General features: G+C 71.8%; 17 protein-coding genes. 7 read left to right on the forward strand and 10 right to left on the reverse strand.

The genetic code is table 11. The annotated features are described in order from the left end of the window. Positions 1 to 150: 150 nt before the first annotated feature. Complete coding sequence (locus ACTWQC_RS21385; RefSeq protein ID WP_443317373.1) at positions 151 to 1557, forward strand: CAP domain-containing protein; 1407 nt, start codon at positions 151 to 153, stop codon at positions 1555 to 1557. Positions 1558 to 1587: 30 nt separating this feature from the next. On the opposite strand, the gene ACTWQC_RS21390 is transcribed toward ACTWQC_RS21385, so the two are convergent. Then, complete coding sequence (locus ACTWQC_RS21390) at positions 1588 to 2868, reverse strand: exo-beta-N-acetylmuramidase NamZ family protein (RefSeq protein ID WP_443317374.1); 1281 nt, start codon at positions 2866 to 2868, stop codon at positions 1588 to 1590. Between the two features lie 154 nt (positions 2869 to 3022). On the opposite strand from ACTWQC_RS21390, the gene ACTWQC_RS21395 reads away from it, so the two are divergent. The 3 genes from ACTWQC_RS21395 to ACTWQC_RS21405 are packed head-to-tail and all read left to right on the forward strand — an operon-like array spanning position 3023 to position 6068. Next, positions 3023 to 3775, forward strand: coding sequence for an SDR family oxidoreductase (locus ACTWQC_RS21395; RefSeq protein WP_443317483.1), 753 nt, complete (start codon positions 3023 to 3025; stop codon positions 3773 to 3775). Further along, on the forward strand, positions 3772 to 5433 hold the full coding sequence (locus ACTWQC_RS21400) for a class I adenylate-forming enzyme family protein (RefSeq protein WP_443317375.1): 1662 nt from the start codon (positions 3772 to 3774) through the stop codon (positions 5431 to 5433). The genes ACTWQC_RS21395 and ACTWQC_RS21400 overlap by 4 nt, the downstream gene beginning before the upstream one ends. Before the next feature lie 41 nt (positions 5434 to 5474). Further along, positions 5475 to 6068, forward strand: coding sequence for a TetR/AcrR family transcriptional regulator (locus tag ACTWQC_RS21405; RefSeq protein WP_443317376.1), 594 nt, complete (start codon positions 5475 to 5477; stop codon positions 6066 to 6068). A 396-nt stretch (positions 6069 to 6464) separates the two neighbouring features. On the opposite strand, the gene ACTWQC_RS21410 is transcribed toward ACTWQC_RS21405, so the two are convergent. Together ACTWQC_RS21410 and ACTWQC_RS21415 are read right to left on the reverse strand one after the other, a co-directional pair. After that, positions 6465 to 7679, reverse strand: coding sequence for an acyl-CoA dehydrogenase family protein (locus ACTWQC_RS21410; RefSeq protein ID WP_443317377.1), 1215 nt, complete (start codon positions 7677 to 7679; stop codon positions 6465 to 6467). A gap of 6 nt (positions 7680 to 7685) precedes the next feature. Next, positions 7686 to 8708 carry a phosphotransferase family protein gene (locus tag ACTWQC_RS21415; RefSeq protein WP_443317378.1) on the reverse strand — a complete coding sequence of 341 codons (1023 nt, stop codon included), beginning with the start codon at positions 8706 to 8708 and terminating at the stop codon, positions 7686 to 7688. A 136-nt stretch (positions 8709 to 8844) separates the two neighbouring features. Between ACTWQC_RS21415 and ACTWQC_RS21420 the strand changes: the two genes are divergently transcribed. After that, positions 8845 to 10155 carry a glucarate dehydratase family protein gene (locus ACTWQC_RS21420; protein WP_443317379.1) on the forward strand — a complete coding sequence of 437 codons (1311 nt, stop codon included), beginning with the start codon at positions 8845 to 8847 and terminating at the stop codon, positions 10153 to 10155. A 31-nt stretch (positions 10156 to 10186) separates the two neighbouring features. Here ACTWQC_RS21420 and ACTWQC_RS21425 read toward each other — a convergent pair whose 3' ends face one another. Both ACTWQC_RS21425 and ACTWQC_RS21430 read right to left on the reverse strand, forming a co-directional pair. Next, positions 10187 to 10714, reverse strand: coding sequence for a gluconokinase (locus ACTWQC_RS21425; protein WP_443317380.1), 528 nt, complete (start codon positions 10712 to 10714; stop codon positions 10187 to 10189). Between the two features lie 59 nt (positions 10715 to 10773). Continuing rightward, positions 10774 to 11157, reverse strand: a complete 384-nt coding sequence (locus ACTWQC_RS21430) for a winged helix-turn-helix transcriptional regulator (protein WP_443317381.1) — start codon at positions 11155 to 11157, stop codon at positions 10774 to 10776. A 102-nt stretch (positions 11158 to 11259) separates the two neighbouring features. Here ACTWQC_RS21430 and ACTWQC_RS21435 point away from each other — a divergent pair, with 102 nt between their 5' ends. Beyond that, positions 11260 to 11502: an NAD(P)-binding domain-containing protein gene (locus ACTWQC_RS21435; RefSeq protein ID WP_443317382.1), complete on the forward strand. Its 243-nt coding sequence runs from the start codon at positions 11260 to 11262 to the stop codon at positions 11500 to 11502. A 224-nt stretch (positions 11503 to 11726) separates the two neighbouring features. Beyond that, entirely contained in the window at positions 11727 to 12053 is a 327-nt protein-coding gene (locus tag ACTWQC_RS21440; RefSeq protein WP_443317383.1) for a hypothetical protein, read from the forward strand. Between the two features lie 47 nt (positions 12054 to 12100). On the opposite strand, the gene ACTWQC_RS21445 is transcribed toward ACTWQC_RS21440, so the two are convergent. The 5 genes from ACTWQC_RS21445 to ACTWQC_RS21465 all read right to left on the reverse strand — a co-directional run bounded on the left by ACTWQC_RS21445 (position 12101) and on the right by ACTWQC_RS21465 (position 15733). Continuing rightward, the gene (locus tag ACTWQC_RS21445) at positions 12101 to 12748 is read right to left on the reverse strand and encodes a class I SAM-dependent methyltransferase (RefSeq protein ID WP_443317384.1); all 648 of its coding nucleotides are present in this window, start codon (positions 12746 to 12748) and stop codon (positions 12101 to 12103) included. A gap of 232 nt (positions 12749 to 12980) precedes the next feature. Continuing rightward, the gene (locus ACTWQC_RS21450; RefSeq protein ID WP_443317385.1) at positions 12981 to 13706 is read right to left on the reverse strand and encodes a nucleotidyltransferase domain-containing protein; all 726 of its coding nucleotides are present in this window, start codon (positions 13704 to 13706) and stop codon (positions 12981 to 12983) included. A 644-nt stretch (positions 13707 to 14350) separates the two neighbouring features. After that, on the reverse strand, positions 14351 to 14770 hold the full coding sequence (locus ACTWQC_RS21455) for a DUF202 domain-containing protein (protein WP_443317386.1): 420 nt from the start codon (positions 14768 to 14770) through the stop codon (positions 14351 to 14353). Next, the gene (locus ACTWQC_RS21460; protein ID WP_443317387.1) at positions 14770 to 15195 is read right to left on the reverse strand and encodes a YidH family protein; all 426 of its coding nucleotides are present in this window, start codon (positions 15193 to 15195) and stop codon (positions 14770 to 14772) included. The genes ACTWQC_RS21455 and ACTWQC_RS21460 overlap by 1 nt, the downstream gene beginning before the upstream one ends. A gap of 10 nt (positions 15196 to 15205) precedes the next feature. Next, entirely contained in the window at positions 15206 to 15733 is a 528-nt protein-coding gene (locus tag ACTWQC_RS21465; RefSeq protein ID WP_443317388.1) for an NUDIX hydrolase, read from the reverse strand. Positions 15734 to 15769: the final 36 nt, after the last annotated feature.

Genomic DNA, 15769 nt, shown 5'->3' on the forward strand with positions numbered 1-15769 from the left:
CCCCCCCCCCCCCCCCCCCCCCCCCCCCCCCCCGCGCCTCTCGTACGGGCGGCGCGGTCGCGGTGCCGTATGACCCGTTGGAGGCAGGGCAGTTGCCCGATCGGCCGCCGTCCGCATGCGGCGTTCCCGGCCCTCCGGTACGCATGGATCATGGATTTCCACACCGGCCCTCAGGGGCCTCTCCGAGTACGCCCGCGCCTCGGGCGCGGCAGAGGTGGAGCGCGGCTGCGGCTCGTCGTGCCCGCCGCGGTCCTGGCAGCCACCTTGGGCCTGCCGTCCGGCAGCGCCTGGGCCGCGTCCGAGCCGCCACCGCCCGCCGCGAGCGGCGATGGCGACGACGCCGGGGCCCGCGGGGCTCCCGGGCAGCCCTCGGCTCCCGGCGAGGCGGCCGCGTCCGGCGACGACCTCGCCGACGGAATCGCTCTTGGGCCCGCGCACGAAGGCGCGGGCGAGGAGCCCCTGGCGGCACAGGAGGCGCAGCCCCCCGACGCACCGGACGCGGAGCCCGGTGCCGCGCCGTCCGCCGAGCCCTCCGCCGAATCCGTCATGGAGCCGGGCGGCCTGCTGTCCCTGCTGATGCCCGGCGCCGCACCGCCCGCACAACCTCCGTCGGCGTCACCGGCCGAGTCCTCCGCTGCGCCGCCCGGGCTGCCGGGCGACAGACCGCCTGCGGACCACATGGCCGCCCAGCTCTCGGATGCCGCCGCACCGGACGCGGAGCCCGCCCACCAGCAGCCGGACCCCGTCGGCGGACCGTCGGAGCCCAACGCCGAGTCCTCCGCCGTCGTCCCGCCCTGGCCGCAGGGCAGGCTGCCCGAGGATCCGGCTGCCCGGCCCATCCCGGGGCCGCCCGCTCAGCCGCAGGGGGGCGAGCGGGGCCAGCGCGGTGCGCAGCCTCCGGCGCCCGCGGACGCGCCCCGTAAGGAACCGGCCGCTGAGCCCCCGTCGGCCGGTGTCGAGCCGCCCCGGGAACCGGAGCGCCGCCCGTCCGCCAGGCCCAAGTTGCCGCGGGAGCACGAGCGTCGCCCGGCCGCCAAGCCCAAGTCGCCCCACAAACACGACCGTCGCCCGTCGACCAGGCCCAAGTCGCCCCGGGCGTCCCAGCATCGCGCAGCCGTCAGGGGCAAGACCTTTCGCAAGCCGCAGCGCCGACAACGGGCCGGAACGCTCATGAAGGCGGCCCGGCAGGTCGTCAGGCTGATCAACGCGAGGCGGGCCGCTGCCGGGTGCAGGCCGCTGCGGGTGAGCCCGGCCCTGTCCCGGGCCGCCACGAACCACGCGGACGTCATGGCCAGGTCCGGCATGCTGTCCCACACAGGCCCGGACGGTTCGCAGCAGACCACCCGGGCGGCACGCGTCGGTTATCGCGGCTGGTCCGTCCTCGGCGAGAACATCGCGCGCGGCCAGAAGAGCCCCTCCCAGGTGACCCAGGACTGGATGAACAGCCCCGGGCACCGGGCGAACATTCTCAACTGCGAGTTCCGGGAGATCGGTGTCGGAGTTCACAAGGGCCCCAGCGGACCCTGGTGGGCCCAGAATTTCGGTGCCCGGCGATAGCTCCGCCGCACCGCCGGCGACAGCCCCGCCTCACCGGTAGCGGAGGTACTTCCTCCGTACGGAGCGGAAGGCCTCAAGGCGCTCCTGCCAGGCCCCCGTCACCTCGTCCGTGTCCGCCCCGGCGTCGATCATGGTGCGCACGGCCGACGAGCCCGTCAGCTTGTCGATCCAGTTGTCCTGCCGCCACGCGAAGCCGCTCCACACCCGCTTCGCGGTGACGAGCAGGCCGATGCCCGTGCGCACCGGGTCGTACGCCTCCCGGTCGTGGACGTGCAACTGCACCCCGCCGATGGTCTTGCCCTGGAACTTCGAGAACGTGGGCGCGAAGTACGCCTCCCGGAAGCGGACCCCGGGCAGGCCGAGGGCGTTCGCGGCCTCCGCCCACCGGCGGTCGATGCCCTCCGCGCCGAGCAGCTCGAACGGGCGGGTGGTGCCGCGGCCCTCGGACAGGTTCGTGGCCTCGAACAGGCAGGTGCCGGAGTAGACCAGGGCGGTGTCCGGTGTCGGCATGTTGGGGCTCGGCGGCACCCACGGCAGCCCCGTGGCGTCATAGAAGTCCCCGCGCCGCCAGCCCGACATCTCCACCGTCTCCAGCTCGACGCCCTTGCCCGCCGCCTCCGGCACGAACTCGGCGTTGAACAGCCGCGCCAGCTCGGCCACCGTCATGCCGTGCGCCTGGGCGATCGGCTCGCGCCCGACGAAGGTCGCGTACGCCTTGTCGAGCACGGGCCCGTAGGCCTTCAGCCCGGTGACCGGGTTCGGCCGGTCCAGGACGACGATGCGCTTCCCGGCGAGGACCGCCGCGACCATGCAGTCGTAGAGCGTCCAGATGTAGGTGTAGAAGCGCGCGCCCACGTCCTGGATGTCGAAGACGACCGTGTCCACGCCCGACTCGGTGAAGATGCCGGCGAGTTCCCGCCCGCTCTTCTGGTACGTGTCGAAGACCGGCAGCCCGGTCGCGGGGTCGTCGTAGCGGCCCTCGGAGCCGCCTGCCTGCGCGGTCCCCCGGAAGCCGTGCTCGGGTCCGAAGACGGCGGTCAGATTCACCCGGTCGTCGGCGTGCATCACGTCCACGATGTGCCGGACGTCCGCAGTGATCCCGGTGGGGTTGGTCACCACGCCCACGCGCTGCTCGTCCAGCAGCCGGTAGCCGGTGGCCGCCAGCCGGTCGAAGCCGGTACGCAGCCGCTCGCCCCCGCAATGACGCTCGGCCCCGGCGGCCGGTCCCGAACCGGCCGCGAGCGCCCCCGCGGCCCCGGTGGCGGCCAGCAGGCTCCGTCTGGAGAGTTTCGGTTCCGGAGAAGTCGGCATGCTCACGCACGCTAGTGGTCCGCGTCCCCCGGCGGAACGACCACGGCAGCGGCGTTCCCCCTCTTTCCGAGTGACATACCGACTGGTTAGTCTGCTCGCAGGCCAGCCGCGCCGCCGCGCACAGTCGAGTCGAAGGAGCCGCGACGTGAAGACGCTGCATGATGCCGGAGTCGTCCTCACCGGAGCCGGGGGAGGTATCGGGGCCGCGCTCGCCCGCAGGTTCGCCGCCGAGGGCGCCCGGGTCGTCATCAACGACCTGGACGCCGACAAGGCCAAGGCCGTGGCGGAGGAGATCGGCGGCACGGCCGTGCCCGGTGACGCCTCGGGGATCGTCGGCGACGCGCGCGAGGCGCTGGGCGGGCGCATCGACGTCTACTGCGCCAACGCGGGGCTCGCCTCGCCCGGCGGACCGAACGCCGGAGAGGACGTATGGGCCGCCGCCTGGGACGTCAACGTCATGGCGCACGTGAGGGCGGCGCGCGAGCTGCTGCCCGAGTGGCTGGAGCGCGGCGCCGGCCGCTTCATCTCCACCGTCTCCGCGGCGGGCCTGCTCACCATGATCGGCGCGGCCCCGTACAGCGTCACCAAGCACGGCGCGCTCGCATTCGCCGAGTGGCTCTCCCTCACCTACCGCCACCGCGGCATCGACGTGCACGCGATCTGCCCGCAGGGAGTCCGTACGGACATGCTGACCGAGGCGGGCAGCGCGGGCGAGATCGTGCTGGCGCCGACCGCCATCGAGCCCGAGCAGGTCGCCGACGCCCTGTTCGACGCGATGGCCGAAGGCCGCTTCCTGGTCCTTCCGCACCCCGAAGTCGCCGGCTACTACGAGTCCCGCGTCACCGAGAACGACCGCTGGCTCTCCGGGATGAACTACCTCCAGCAGAAGTGGGAGGCGACCCGATGAGCACCGCGATCTACGCCGCCCAGCCCTGGCTGGCCCAGCTCACCGATGTCCAGCGGGCCCCGGCCACGCCGCCGGAGACCGTGCTGCACGCCTTCCGCGACGCCGTGCGCCGCTTTCCCGACCGCACCGCGCTGGCCTACTTCGACGGGCGGCTGAGCTACCGCGAGGCCGACGAGCTGTCCGACGGGATCGCGGGCCACCTCGCGGAGCGCGGATTCGCGCACGGCGACCGGCTGGCGCTCGTCCTGCAGAACACCCCGCAGTTCGTGCTGGCGCTGCTCGGCGCGTGGAAGGCCGGCGGCACGGTCGTGCCGGTCAACCCGATGTACAAGGACCGGGAGGTCGCGCACGTCCTCGCCGATGCCGAGGTGGCCGCACTGGTCTGCGCGGACCGCGCCTGGGAGGCGTACCTGCGCGACACCGCCGCCAAGTCCCCGGTCCGCATCGCCCTCACCACCAGCGACCTCGACCTCCAGACGCGGAACGACGAGCGGGTGCTGGGCGGTGCGCGGATACCGGTGCCCGCGGGTGCGGAGGACCTGCTCGACGTCGCACGCCGGGGCGCGGCCGCGCCGGGCGGCCGGGAGCTCGGGTCCGACGCCGTCGCGCTGATCAGCTACACCTCCGGTACCAGCGGCACCCCCAAGGGCGCCACGAACACCCACGGCAACATCGCCTACAACGCCGAGCGGCAGCACACCGGGCTCGACCTGCCCGAGGGCAGCACGTACTTCGCGCTCGCCCCGCTCTTCCACATCACCGGCATGGTGTGCGAGCTGTCGGCCTGTATCGCGAGCGCGGGCACGCTCGCCCTCGCCTACCGTTTCGAGCCCGGCGTCGTCCTCGACGCCTTCGCCGAGCACCGCCCCGCGTACACCGTCGGCCCGTCCACGGCCTTCATGGCCCTGGCCGCCCACCCCGCCTGTACGCCGGACCACTTCAGCTCCTTCCGGATCATCTCCTCGGGTGGTGCGCCGGTGCCGCCCGCGCTGGTGGAGAAGTTCCGGGCGGACTTCGGCCCGTACATCCGCAACGGCTACGGCCTCACCGAGTGCACCGCCCCCTGCGCCTTCGTCCCGCCCGGGAAGGAAGCCCCGGTCGACCCGGAATCGGGCACGCTGTCCGTCGGCCTGCCGGGCCCCGACACGGTCGTCCGGATCGTGGACGAGAGGGGCGAGGACGTGCCCTTTGGCGAGCAGGGCGAGATCGCGGTGCGCGGCCCGATGGTGGTGCCCGGCTACTGGCGGCTGCCGGAGGCGAGCGCGGCCGCGCTCCCGGACGGCGAGCTGCGCACCGGCGACATCGGCTTCATGGACGAGAACGGCTGGCTGTACGTCGTCGACCGCAAGAAGGACATGATCAACGCGTCCGGCTTCAAGGTGTGGCCGCGCGAGGTCGAGGACGTCCTCTACACCCATCCGGCCGTCCGCGAGGCGGCCGTGGTGGGCGTGCCCGACGCGTACCGCGGCGAGACGGTGAAGGCCTACGTCAGCCTGCGCCCGGGCGAGGCCGCCGAGTCCGGGGAACTGGCCGCGTACTGCAAGGAACGGCTCGCGGCCTACAAGTATCCGCGCGACGTCGAGATCCTGCCGGATCTGCCGAAGACGACAAGTGGGAAGATCCTCCGGCGGGAACTGAAATTGCGTTCTCACGCGTAGATGCACAGAACAAGCCACGAAACGAAAGGCGGGTGGCGGGAATGGCCAGGACGACGGACGGAGACGGCACCCCCGTCCCGCAGCGGCTTCTGGCCGCCGCCACCCGTCTCTTCGCTGACCGCGGGTACGACAAGACCTCCGTGCAGGACATCGTCGAGGCCGCCGGCGTGACCAAGGGTGCCCTCTACCACTACTTCGGCTCGAAGGACGATCTGCTCCACGAGATCTACGGGCGCGTGCTGCGGCTCCAGCAGGAGCGTCTCGACGCCCTCGCGGGCACGGACGCGCCCGTGGAGGAGCGGCTGCGCGCCGTCGCGGCCGATGTCGTGGTGACGACGATCGACAACCTCGACGACGCGTCGATCTTCTGGCGCTCGATGCACCACCTCGGCCCGGAGAAGCACAAGCAGGTGCGGGCGGAGCGGCGGCGCTATCACGAGCGGTTCCGGGCGCTGATCGAGGAGGGGCAGAAGAGCGGGGTGTTCAGCACGGCGACCCCGGCGGACCTGGTGGTGGACTACCACTTCGGGTCGGTCCACCACCTGTCGACGTGGTACCGGCCCGAGGGGCCGATGACGCCGCAGCAGGTCGCGGACCACCTGGCGGACCTCCTGCTCCGCGCGCTGCGGCCGTAATTCTCTCCCGCCGCGATGGCGAGAAGCCGACGGCGCGGGCCGGTGGTGCCGAATTGGCCGCGGCCACCGGGGCGTCCGGTTGGAGCGGTTTGTTTGGCACCGCCGGTCTGCGCTGTGGTGGTTGTGCGCCGTTGCGGCGGATGGAATGTGCCGCAGCGGCGAGAGGCTCGATGGCGCGGGCCGGTGGTGCCGAATTGGCCGCGGCCACCGGGGCGTCCGGTTGGTGCGGCTGGTTTGGCACCGCCGGCTTACGCCGTCGTGGTCGCGCGCCGTTGCGGCGGGATCTTCTTCGCCGCTGCGCGGCGGCAAGCCGGCACGGGAAGCGGCACGGGCCGGCGGTGCCGAGCCCGGCTGGCGCCACCGGCCCGTATGACGTGAGCAGACCCGCCGGGAGGGCTACACGTAGCGCTTCAGCTCGCGGCGGGCGAGTGAGCGCTGGTGGACCTCGTCCGGGCCGTCGGCGATCCGGAGCGTGCGTGCCGCGGCCCAGAGTTCCGCGAGCGGGAAGTCCTGGCTGACGCCGCCCGCCCCGTGCAGCTGCACCGCCTGGTCCAGGATGTCGACGACCGTCCGCGGCGTCGCGATCTTGATGGCCTGGATCTCCGTGTGCGCGCCCCTGTTGCCGACCGTGTCCATCAGCCAGGCCGTCTTCAGAACCAGGAGCCGAAGCTGCTCGACCGCCACGCGCGCGTCCGCGATCCACCCCTGCACCTGGCCCTGCTGGGCGAGCGGCTTGCCGAAGGCCTTACGGGACACCGCCCGGCGGCACATCAGCTCGATCGCCCGCTCCGCCATGCCGATCAGCCGCATGCAGTGGTGGATCCGGCCCGGGCCCAGCCGCGCCTGGGCGATGGCGAAGCCGCCGCCCTCCTCGCCGATCAGGTTGGAGGCCGGGACGCGCGCACCGTGGAAGACGACCTCGGCATGGCCGCCGTGGTAGTGGTCCTCATAGCCGTAGACCTGCATGGCGCGGCGGATCTCGACACCGGGGGTGTCGCGCGGCACGAGAATCATGGACTGCTGGCGGCGGACGTCATCGGAGTCGGGGTCGGTCTTGCCCATCACGATGAAGATGTTGCAGTCGGGGTGCATCGCGCCGGACGCGAACCACTTCCGGCCGGTGATGACGTACTCGTCGCCGTCCCGCTCGATCCGGGTCGCGATATTGGTGGCGTCGGCGGAGGCGACCTCGGGCTCGGTCATCGCGAAGGCCGACCGGATCTCCCCGGCGAGCAGCGGCTCGAGCCACTGCTTGCGCTGCTGCTCGCTGCCGAACTGGGTGAGCACCTCCATGTTGCCGGTGTCCGGGGCGGCACAGTTGAGCGCGGTGGGGGCCAGCTGCGGGCTGCGGCCGGTGATCTCGGCGAGGGGCGCGTACTGCAGATTGGTCAGCCCGGCGCCGTACTTCTCGTCCGGCAGGAACAGGTTCCACAGCCCCTGCTTGCGGGCCTCGGCCTTCAGGTCCTCCTGGACCGGCACGGTGAGCCAGGGCGAGGAGAGCTGGGCGCGCTGCTCCTCGGCCACCTTCTCCGCCGGGTACACGTACTCATCCATGAAGGCGAGGAGCTTCTGGCGCAGCTCCTCGGTGCGCGCGTCGAATGCGAAGTCCATGCGTGCTCAGCTTTCCTGAAGGGTGTTGAGGCCGTTGTCGATGAAGACCGGGACGAGATCGCCGATGCGGTCGAAGCCGGCGCCGACGGTCTGGCCGAGCGTGAAGCGATAGTGGATGCCCTCGAGGACGACCGCGAGCTTGAACCACGCGAAGGCGGTGTACCAGGAGACGGCGGAGGCGTCGCGGCCGGAGCCCGCGACGTACCGCTCGATCAGCTCGGCGGGATCCGGGTGCCCCGGCGCCCCGGCCGTCGTGCTGACCGGGGAGTCGGAGACGTCGATCCGCTGGCTGTACATCACCAGCAGGCCGAGGTCGGTGAGCGGATCGCCGAGGGTCGACATCTCCCAGTCGAGGATCGCCTTGATCCGGTCGTCCCCGCCGACCAGGACGTTGTCGAGGCGGTAGTCGCCGTGGACGACCGTGGGAGCGGGGGACTGGGGCATGGCCTTGCCCAGGGCGGCGTGCAGCTCGTCGATGCCGGGCAGCTCGCGATTCCGGGAGGCCTCGAGCTGCTTGCCCCAGCGGCGCAGCTGGCGGTCGAGGAAGCCCTCGGGGCGCCCGAAGTCCCCGAGCCCGGCCGCCTCAGGCTCGACTGCGTGCAGCTCGACGAGCGTGTCCACCAGTCCGAGGATCACCCCGCGGGTGCGCTCGGGCCCGAGTGCGGACAGCTGCTCGGCCGACCGGTACGGGGTCCCGTCCACGAACTCCATGATGTAGAAGGGCGACCCGATGACGGACTCGTCCTCGCAGAGCAGCAGCGGCTCGGGGACGGGCACGGCGGTCGCGTGCAGGCCGCTGATCACCCGGTGCTCGCGGCGCATGTCATGGGCGGTCGCGAGCACGTGCCCCAGGGGCGGGCGGCGGACGACCCAGCGGGAGGCCCCGTCGGTGACCGTGTAGGTGAGGTTCGACCGGCCGCCCTCGATGAGCTCGGCACTGAGCGGTCCCTGGACGAGTCCGGGGCGCTCGCGGTCCAGGTGGCCGCGCAGCTGCTCGAGGTCGAGTCCAGGGGGGTGATCGTTGCTCATCGAGGCACTCTCCTCCGTGGGAGACGGTTAGTCGGTAAGGCGAACACCCCTCATCATGCCGACCAGTCGGTATGGAGTCCAGTGAGCTGCAGCAACCATCTGGCGCCCGTAACGCATGCGTGAATAGAGTTCATGTATGGATACAGCGCTGATCATCGACGAGGTTCGGCTCACCCCGATACTGATCGCCGACCCGCCGCTGCTCAACACCCAGGGGGTGCACCAGCCGTATACGCCCCGCCTGGTGATCGAGGTCGTCACGCGCGGCGGTGTGACCGGCGTCGGGGAGACGTACGGGGACGGGAAGTACCTCGGCATCGCCCGCGCGCTGGCCCAGGTGCTGCCCGGCCGCTCGGTCAGCGATCTGAACGGGCTCTTCTCACTCGCCGCCGAGGTCTCCGGCGACCCCGCCGGGACGGCGGCCAGCGTGGACGCGGGCGGGCTGCGCGGCGTGCAGACCGCCGACAAGCTGCGGCTCTCGGTCGTCTCCGGCTTCGAGGTCGGGTGCCTGGACGCCCTGGGCAAGGCGCTCGGCCTGCCTGTGCACGCCCTGCTCGGCGGCAAGGTGCGCGATCGCGTCGAGTACAGCGCGTATCTCTTCTACCGCTGGGCCGAGCATCCGGACGGGTGCGAGCCGAGCGCGGGAATCGGGGCGCGGGACGACTGGGGTGCGGCGCTCGATCCGGAAGGGGTGGTGGCGCAGGCGCGGCGCTTCGAGCGGGACTACGGCTTCCGGTCCTTCAAGCTCAAGGGCGGTGTCTTCCCGCCGGATGAGGAGATCGCGGCGGTGCGCGCGCTCGCCGAGGCGCTGCCCGGCCGTCCGCTGCGCCTGGACCCCAACGGGGCCTGGTCCGTGGATACGTCGCTGCGCGTCGCCCATGAGCTGCGGGACGTGCTCGAATACCTGGAGGACCCGACCAGCGGCACGGAGCGGATGGCCGTGGTCGCGGCCCGTGCCGGGGTTCCGCTCGCCACGAACATGTGCGTCACCACCGTCCCCGAGATCCGGGAGGCCTTCAGGCGGGGCGCGGTCCAGGTGGTGCTTTCCGACCACCACTACTGGGGCGGGCTGCACCGTACGCGTGAACTCGCTGCGATCTGCCGCGCCTTCGGTGTCGGCCTGTCCATGCACTCCAACACCCACCTGGGCATCAGCCTCGCCGCCATGACGCACGTCGCCGCGACCGTGCCCAACCTCGACTACGCCTGCGACAGCCACTACCCCTGGCAGACCGAGGACGTCATCACCGCGCGGCACGTCTTCCGCGACGGGCGGCTCGAGGTCTCCGACGCCCCTGGCCTCGGCGTCGAGCTGGACCGGGACGCGCTCGCGGCGCTCCACAGGCGCTGGCAGGCCGACGACGGCACGATGCGGGAGCGCGACGACGCGGCCGCGATGCGCAAGGCCGACCCGGAGTGGATCACCCCGGCGGTCCCGCGCTGGTGAGGTTCGGGTCGTGCCCGCCGACACCCGGGGCTCAGGAGGGCGGGAGTTCGGCGAGCGCCCGGTCGGTGGTCTCCTCCGGGGTGCCGTCGATCGGGACCACCGCTCCGTTCTCGTCCTCCTCCAGCGGCTCCAGGTCGGCGAACTGCGAGCGCAGCAGGCGGGCCGGCATGAAGTGGTTCCTGCGGTCCGCAAGCCGGTGGGCGATCAGCTCGAAGGAGCCGCTGAGGTGGACGAAGAACGCTGCGGGCGCGGCCTGGGCGAGCCGGTCGCGGTACGCGCGCTTGAGCGCCGAGCAGCCGACCACCCCGCCGCCGGAGGTGTGGTCGGCCAGCCATACGCCGATGGCGTCGAGCCAGGGCAGACGGTCGGCGTCGTCGAGCGGAGTGCCGGCCGACATCTTGGCGACGTTCTCCGGCGGGTGGAAGTCGTCGGCCTCCGCGTACGGGACTCCGAGCCGGTCGGCGAGCCGCTCGCCGATCGTCGTCTTGCCCGCGCCCGACACGCCCATGACGACGACCAGGGGAGCGGCGCGCTTGGTCCGCTTGCGGGTCGTGGCCATGGGCCCCTCTGTCGTCCGGTGTCGCCTTGCATGGTCTTGTGACGCTTTGTCCGGCCAGGCTAGCCCGGGACGTCCGCCGTATCGCGGTTCCACCCCTGTGCCTCGACGAACGCGTCGCCGTACTCGTCGGCCGACCGCCCGAGCGCGCGAAGCGGCTCCAGCAGGCTCCGGCCCAGCGCCGTCAGGCTGTACTCCACGCGCGGCGGCGCCTCGGCGTACACCCGGCGCGACACCAGCCCGTACCCCTCCAGCCGGCGCAGCGTCTCGGTGAGGACCTTGGCGCTGATGCCGCCGACCGCCTCGCGCAACTCGCCCGGCCGGTAAGGGCCGTGGTCCAGCGCGTACAGCACGACCGCGTTCCAGGTGTTGCCGATCAGATCGATGCCGAGCCGTGCGCGGCAGTCGGCGAAGTAGCGCTCCGAGGCTTTGGCGCTCTGCGTCACAAGTCTCCTCCTGACGGCCGCCGTTGGGCACCAAAGGGTGCCTATCGGCTTTCCTGCCGTTCCTTTCGCACACGCTACGTGAGCCACATGAGAGGGGAAGCGATGAGGATCGGGATTCTGGGCACCGGCGACATGGCCGACGCGCTGGGCACCCACTGGGCGCGGGCCGGGCACGAGCTGCTCATCGGCGGCCGTACGCCGTCGCGCGCCGCCGCGCTGGCCAAGCGCATCGGCCCGCGGGCCCGGGCGGCCGGAAGCCTGCGCGAAGCGGCCGAGTACGGCGAGGCGGTGCTGCTCGCGGTCGCGTGTCCGGCGCTGACCCGCGCGCGATGCTGCCGCCGCTGATGCCCGGGACGGAGGCCGCATAGCGGGGGCCGCGGGAGAACGGCGCGACCCCCGGGGGGCCGCGCGGTGGTGCACTGGGCGTCACGCCCACGCCTCCGCGCGACCCGACGCCGCCCAGCCCGCCGCGGCCGTACCGCTGGACCCTGCGGCTGCCGAACCCCGACCGAGGCGGAGTGGGACGCTTTCCTCGCCCACTTCGAGAAGCGGAAGGTGTCCATCGGCACGTGCGCAAGCGCCTTCGGAACCCCTTGCACCATGAGCACGCTTGTGTCAGATGCTCACTCCTTCGACCGGATCCGGCCCAACGGGCACGGCTGGTCGACATCCGCGACAACCTGATCGCCCGCATCGCCGAAGCCGAGCGGGAAGGCCGGCTCGGAGAAGTCGAAGGACTACAGGTCAGCCTGGTCGCAGCAGAAGAGAAGATCGCCCAGCTCGATGCCCGCCAGAGCGCAGGTCATCGAAGGTGTTCCTCGAAGTCCCCTCGTTCGATCAAAGCGGAGCTCGAACGGGCGGTGAGCCATGATCACGAGTCGACGCCTGGAGCCTGACCGCCCCCGTTTGGATGCGGTCATGTGCGTGGTCAGACAGCCCCTGCCTAGGCTTTGCGGGCGAGCAGTTGAACCTCCTGGAACTGCCGTCGGTCGGTGGGCTGAGGCTCGCGAACCATCCGGGCTACCTCGGCCAACTCGGACTTGCGCAGCATCGCGGCGAGGTGATCCGGCGACCACCGATAGGCCGGCGCGACTGCGTGATCGAAGACCTGCGTCGGGTGAGATGGATCATCACTGGCGGAAAAGCCGACCAGGAGGTGGCCGCCAGGTGCCAGCACACGGTGGAACTCCGCCAAGATGACGGGGAGTTCTTGCGGCGGAGTGTGAATGATGGACCAACGTGAGAGTACGCCGCCCAGCACGCCGTCAGCGATGTTCAACGCGGCCATCGAGCCCACGTCGAACCGCAGACCCGGATAGGTCTGTCGAGCCAACTTGATCATCGCAGGAGAGGCATCAACGCCAAACGCCACCAGCCCTAACTCGTCCAGATAGGAGGTGATATGGCCAGGTCCACAGCCCAGGTCCGCGACCTGTCCGTCGCTACTCGCGCTTACAACCTCGGCGAAGGCACTCAAGATCGCGCGGTCCAGGGGTCTGTCACGCAGCTCGCCGCGGAACAGCTGCGCATACACGGGGGCAGCAGCGTCGTAGGCCTCGCGAGTGGCACTGAGGGCATCGTGTTCGACCATGCTCGCGACAGTAGTTCCTGGCGCTGAGACGAGCCGAGAGAATCGCGATCTTCACTCCCGGGCCGTCGTCCTCGGCATGCCGACCTTTCCGTCAGATCGCTGCCGGCACCAGCACTGCGGACCAGCCGTGACCGACATGGTCCGGCCGGGTGGAGTACTCCGTCGTGCGACTCGCGGCTTTCGCCTGAGCGTGGCGTCATGGAGAGCACGGCGCCGCCTCACACCAGGCGCGTCAGGTGCGCCAGCGGTGTGCGTATCCTTCCCGCAGCGGTCCGCCGAGCAGGTCGAGCACCTGCTCGACCGCAGCCGCCAACGGGCTGGGGTCGGCGTGTTGGGCCACAGCCTGATGGCCATCGAGCAGGGCCTTGCCCCGTACCGGGTCTGCACTCAGCAGTCTGCGAGGCAGCCACTTGCCGATGCCCGTCCAGGCGCTGTGGTAGGCGCTGAGCAGGTGCGCTGCCTCTCGCAGGGTGAAGTCGGCAAGGGAAAGCTGTTCATACCTGTTGGCCGACGGGGTGTCGACCAGGTCGTCCATGAAGCAGGTGAGGCCGTAGCGACCTCGCTCCCATTCCGCCGGGGTGAGCGGAGGAGGACCGGCCGCGAGCACCGCTCGGGCCTGTTCGCATGTACGGGACAGGTGGCCGTAAGGGTCCATCAAGGGCAAGCCCTGGTCATAGATGAACAGGACCGTGCCCCGACGGCGGGCTCTGTCCCACTCGAAGAATTCCGGCACGTCCACAAGGGTGTTCAGGAACAGCTCGGCCGGGCGGCCCTCATGGCGTATCACCTCACGGCGGCTGGCCTCCGAGTCCGGCAGGAGGATGGCCACGTCCAGATCGCTGGTCGGAGTGGCACAGCCCCGGGCAGCCGAGCCTCCCAGCACGGCGCCCAAAGCGTGCGGGAAGTGGGTGGTGACCAAGCGCAGAGCTTGAGCAGCCAGGGTTTCTTGATCATTCATGGGCGCTCATCGTGCCAGCCCCGAGGTGCGCTTGCCAGGGGCCTCGGTCTTGGCACTGGTCCCCTGGTTCAGAGAAGGTTCCGCGAGCACCTCGCCTCGGACGGGCTCGAGCCGTACGCGCTGGCGCGCCGCAAGCGGCCGATCGACCTGGTCGATGTCGTGGCCCAGGGCCGGACGTTCGACACCGTGCACCGCGCCCTCGCGGAGTGGATCGAGGAGAGCCGCGACCCCTGGCCGGTGATCCTCCCCCTGCCGCCGGCCTCAGCGCAGGAGGGGCCCAAAACTGCGCTGCGTCGGGGTCACGCCCCGGGGTGGGACCGGCCCGAACCACGAGCGCCGGCAGCAGCAGGAGGACACGCGCGCGTGAGTCCGGACGCTGCGGCAGGACACGTCGTCAACGTCTCGATGGACCGGGGCGTCTGGAGCCCGCTCGCCGACCGCCAGGTCAAGGTGAACCGCTCCTTCCCCGCCTCCCGCTGGTTCGAGGAGGGCATCGGGCGGGCGCGACGCCACGACCGGCGGGACTACCTGGTGCGGATGATGAGCCGCGAACCGGGGTTCGCGGACCGCGCGGTCCGGAGGCCGGCGACGGTTCTTCGCTCCGGAGGGCGCAGAACTCGCGCCGTCGGTCGGGTGCGCGCGGATCAGAACAGCAGCGCCGTGCCGAACGCGGCGATCGCGACCGCGCAGCCCGCGGCAGCCGCTGCCGCCCGCGGGGACAACAGGGGCGGCACGGGACGGTGCGGCGCCGGGCTGGGCGGACGGTGCGGCGCCGGGGGACCGTACGGCACCGGGGGACCGTATGGCACCGGCGGCTGAGGCTGCGGCGCGGACAGCGCGCGGATGCGCGCGTGCGCCACGCCCAGAAACGCCGTCAACGCCAGGACCACGAACACGACCGCCACGATGCCGAGCGGCGACACCCCGCCGTACAGCGCGAGCCGCACCGCCAGCACCGCGACCACCGTGCACGCCAGGGTCGTACGCCGCCACGCCAGCCGCGTGCGCTCCGGCTGCAGCCCCGGATCGCGCGCGGCTCGCGCATCCCGCTCGGCCCGCGTCATCAGTCGGCCCAGCCGGCGGCCACGGCGACCACCATCACCACCGCCATCGCGCCGACCGTCAGCGCCAGCAGCGAGGGGAAGCGGGACACCGGCAGATCCTCGCCGCGCCGCATGGCCAGTTCGCAGCGCACCCAGTGATGGACCGCACGCACCGCGCACATCGCGCCGACCGCGAGCAGCAGCAGGGCGAGCGTGACGCGCAGCGTCCGGTGCAGATCCGGCAGGAACTGGGCGACCGCGAAGCCGCCGCCCACGAGCGCGAGGGCCGTCCGCAGCCAGGCCAGGAAGGTGCGCTCGTTCGCCAGCGAGAAGCGGTAGTCGGGCGTCTCGCCCTCGTCGCCGATCCGTGCGGGCGCCCACCACAACCGGGCCGCGGCGGTGGCCGCCCGCAGCCTTCCGGGCAGGGCCTTCACGGGAACGATCACGACCGGCACACTACCGGCCGCGCCACTCCAGCAGCCTCCGGTACGCCTCCAGGCCGTCCGGAACCCACTCCCAGCGCGGCAGGCGCTCCGCCAGCTCCTCGTCGGTGAGGAAGGTGTGCCAGGCCACCTCCTCGGCCTGGGGGTTGACCGGCAGCGGGCACCGGACCTCGTGGACGTACGACCACCAGGTGTGCTCGGGCGACTCGTAGAGGAACTTGAACAGCGGTACGGGGGAGGGGAGTCCGGTCACGCCGAGCTCCTCCTCCGCCTCGCGCAGCGCCGCGTCCTCGTACGACTCGCCGGCGCCGACGACACCGCCGACGAACATGTCGTAGCGGGACGGGAAGACGAGTTTCCCGGCGGTCCTGCGGTGGACGAAGATCCGGCCGTCGGCGTCGCGCGCGAGGATGAACACGCAGCGGTGCCGCAGCCCTTGCACGTATGCCTCGCCGCGCGGCGCCTGCCCGACGACCCGGTCCTGCACGTCCACGATGTCCAGCAGCTCCTCAGCGGAGCGCGACGCCTGCTGCTCAGCCATGCGGCCATCCAAGCAGACGAGGGCGGCTGCGGCAGC

It is taken from the genome of Streptomyces sp. 8N616 (assembly GCF_052246385.1).
GTDB lineage: Bacteria > Actinomycetota > Actinomycetes > Streptomycetales > Streptomycetaceae > Streptomyces.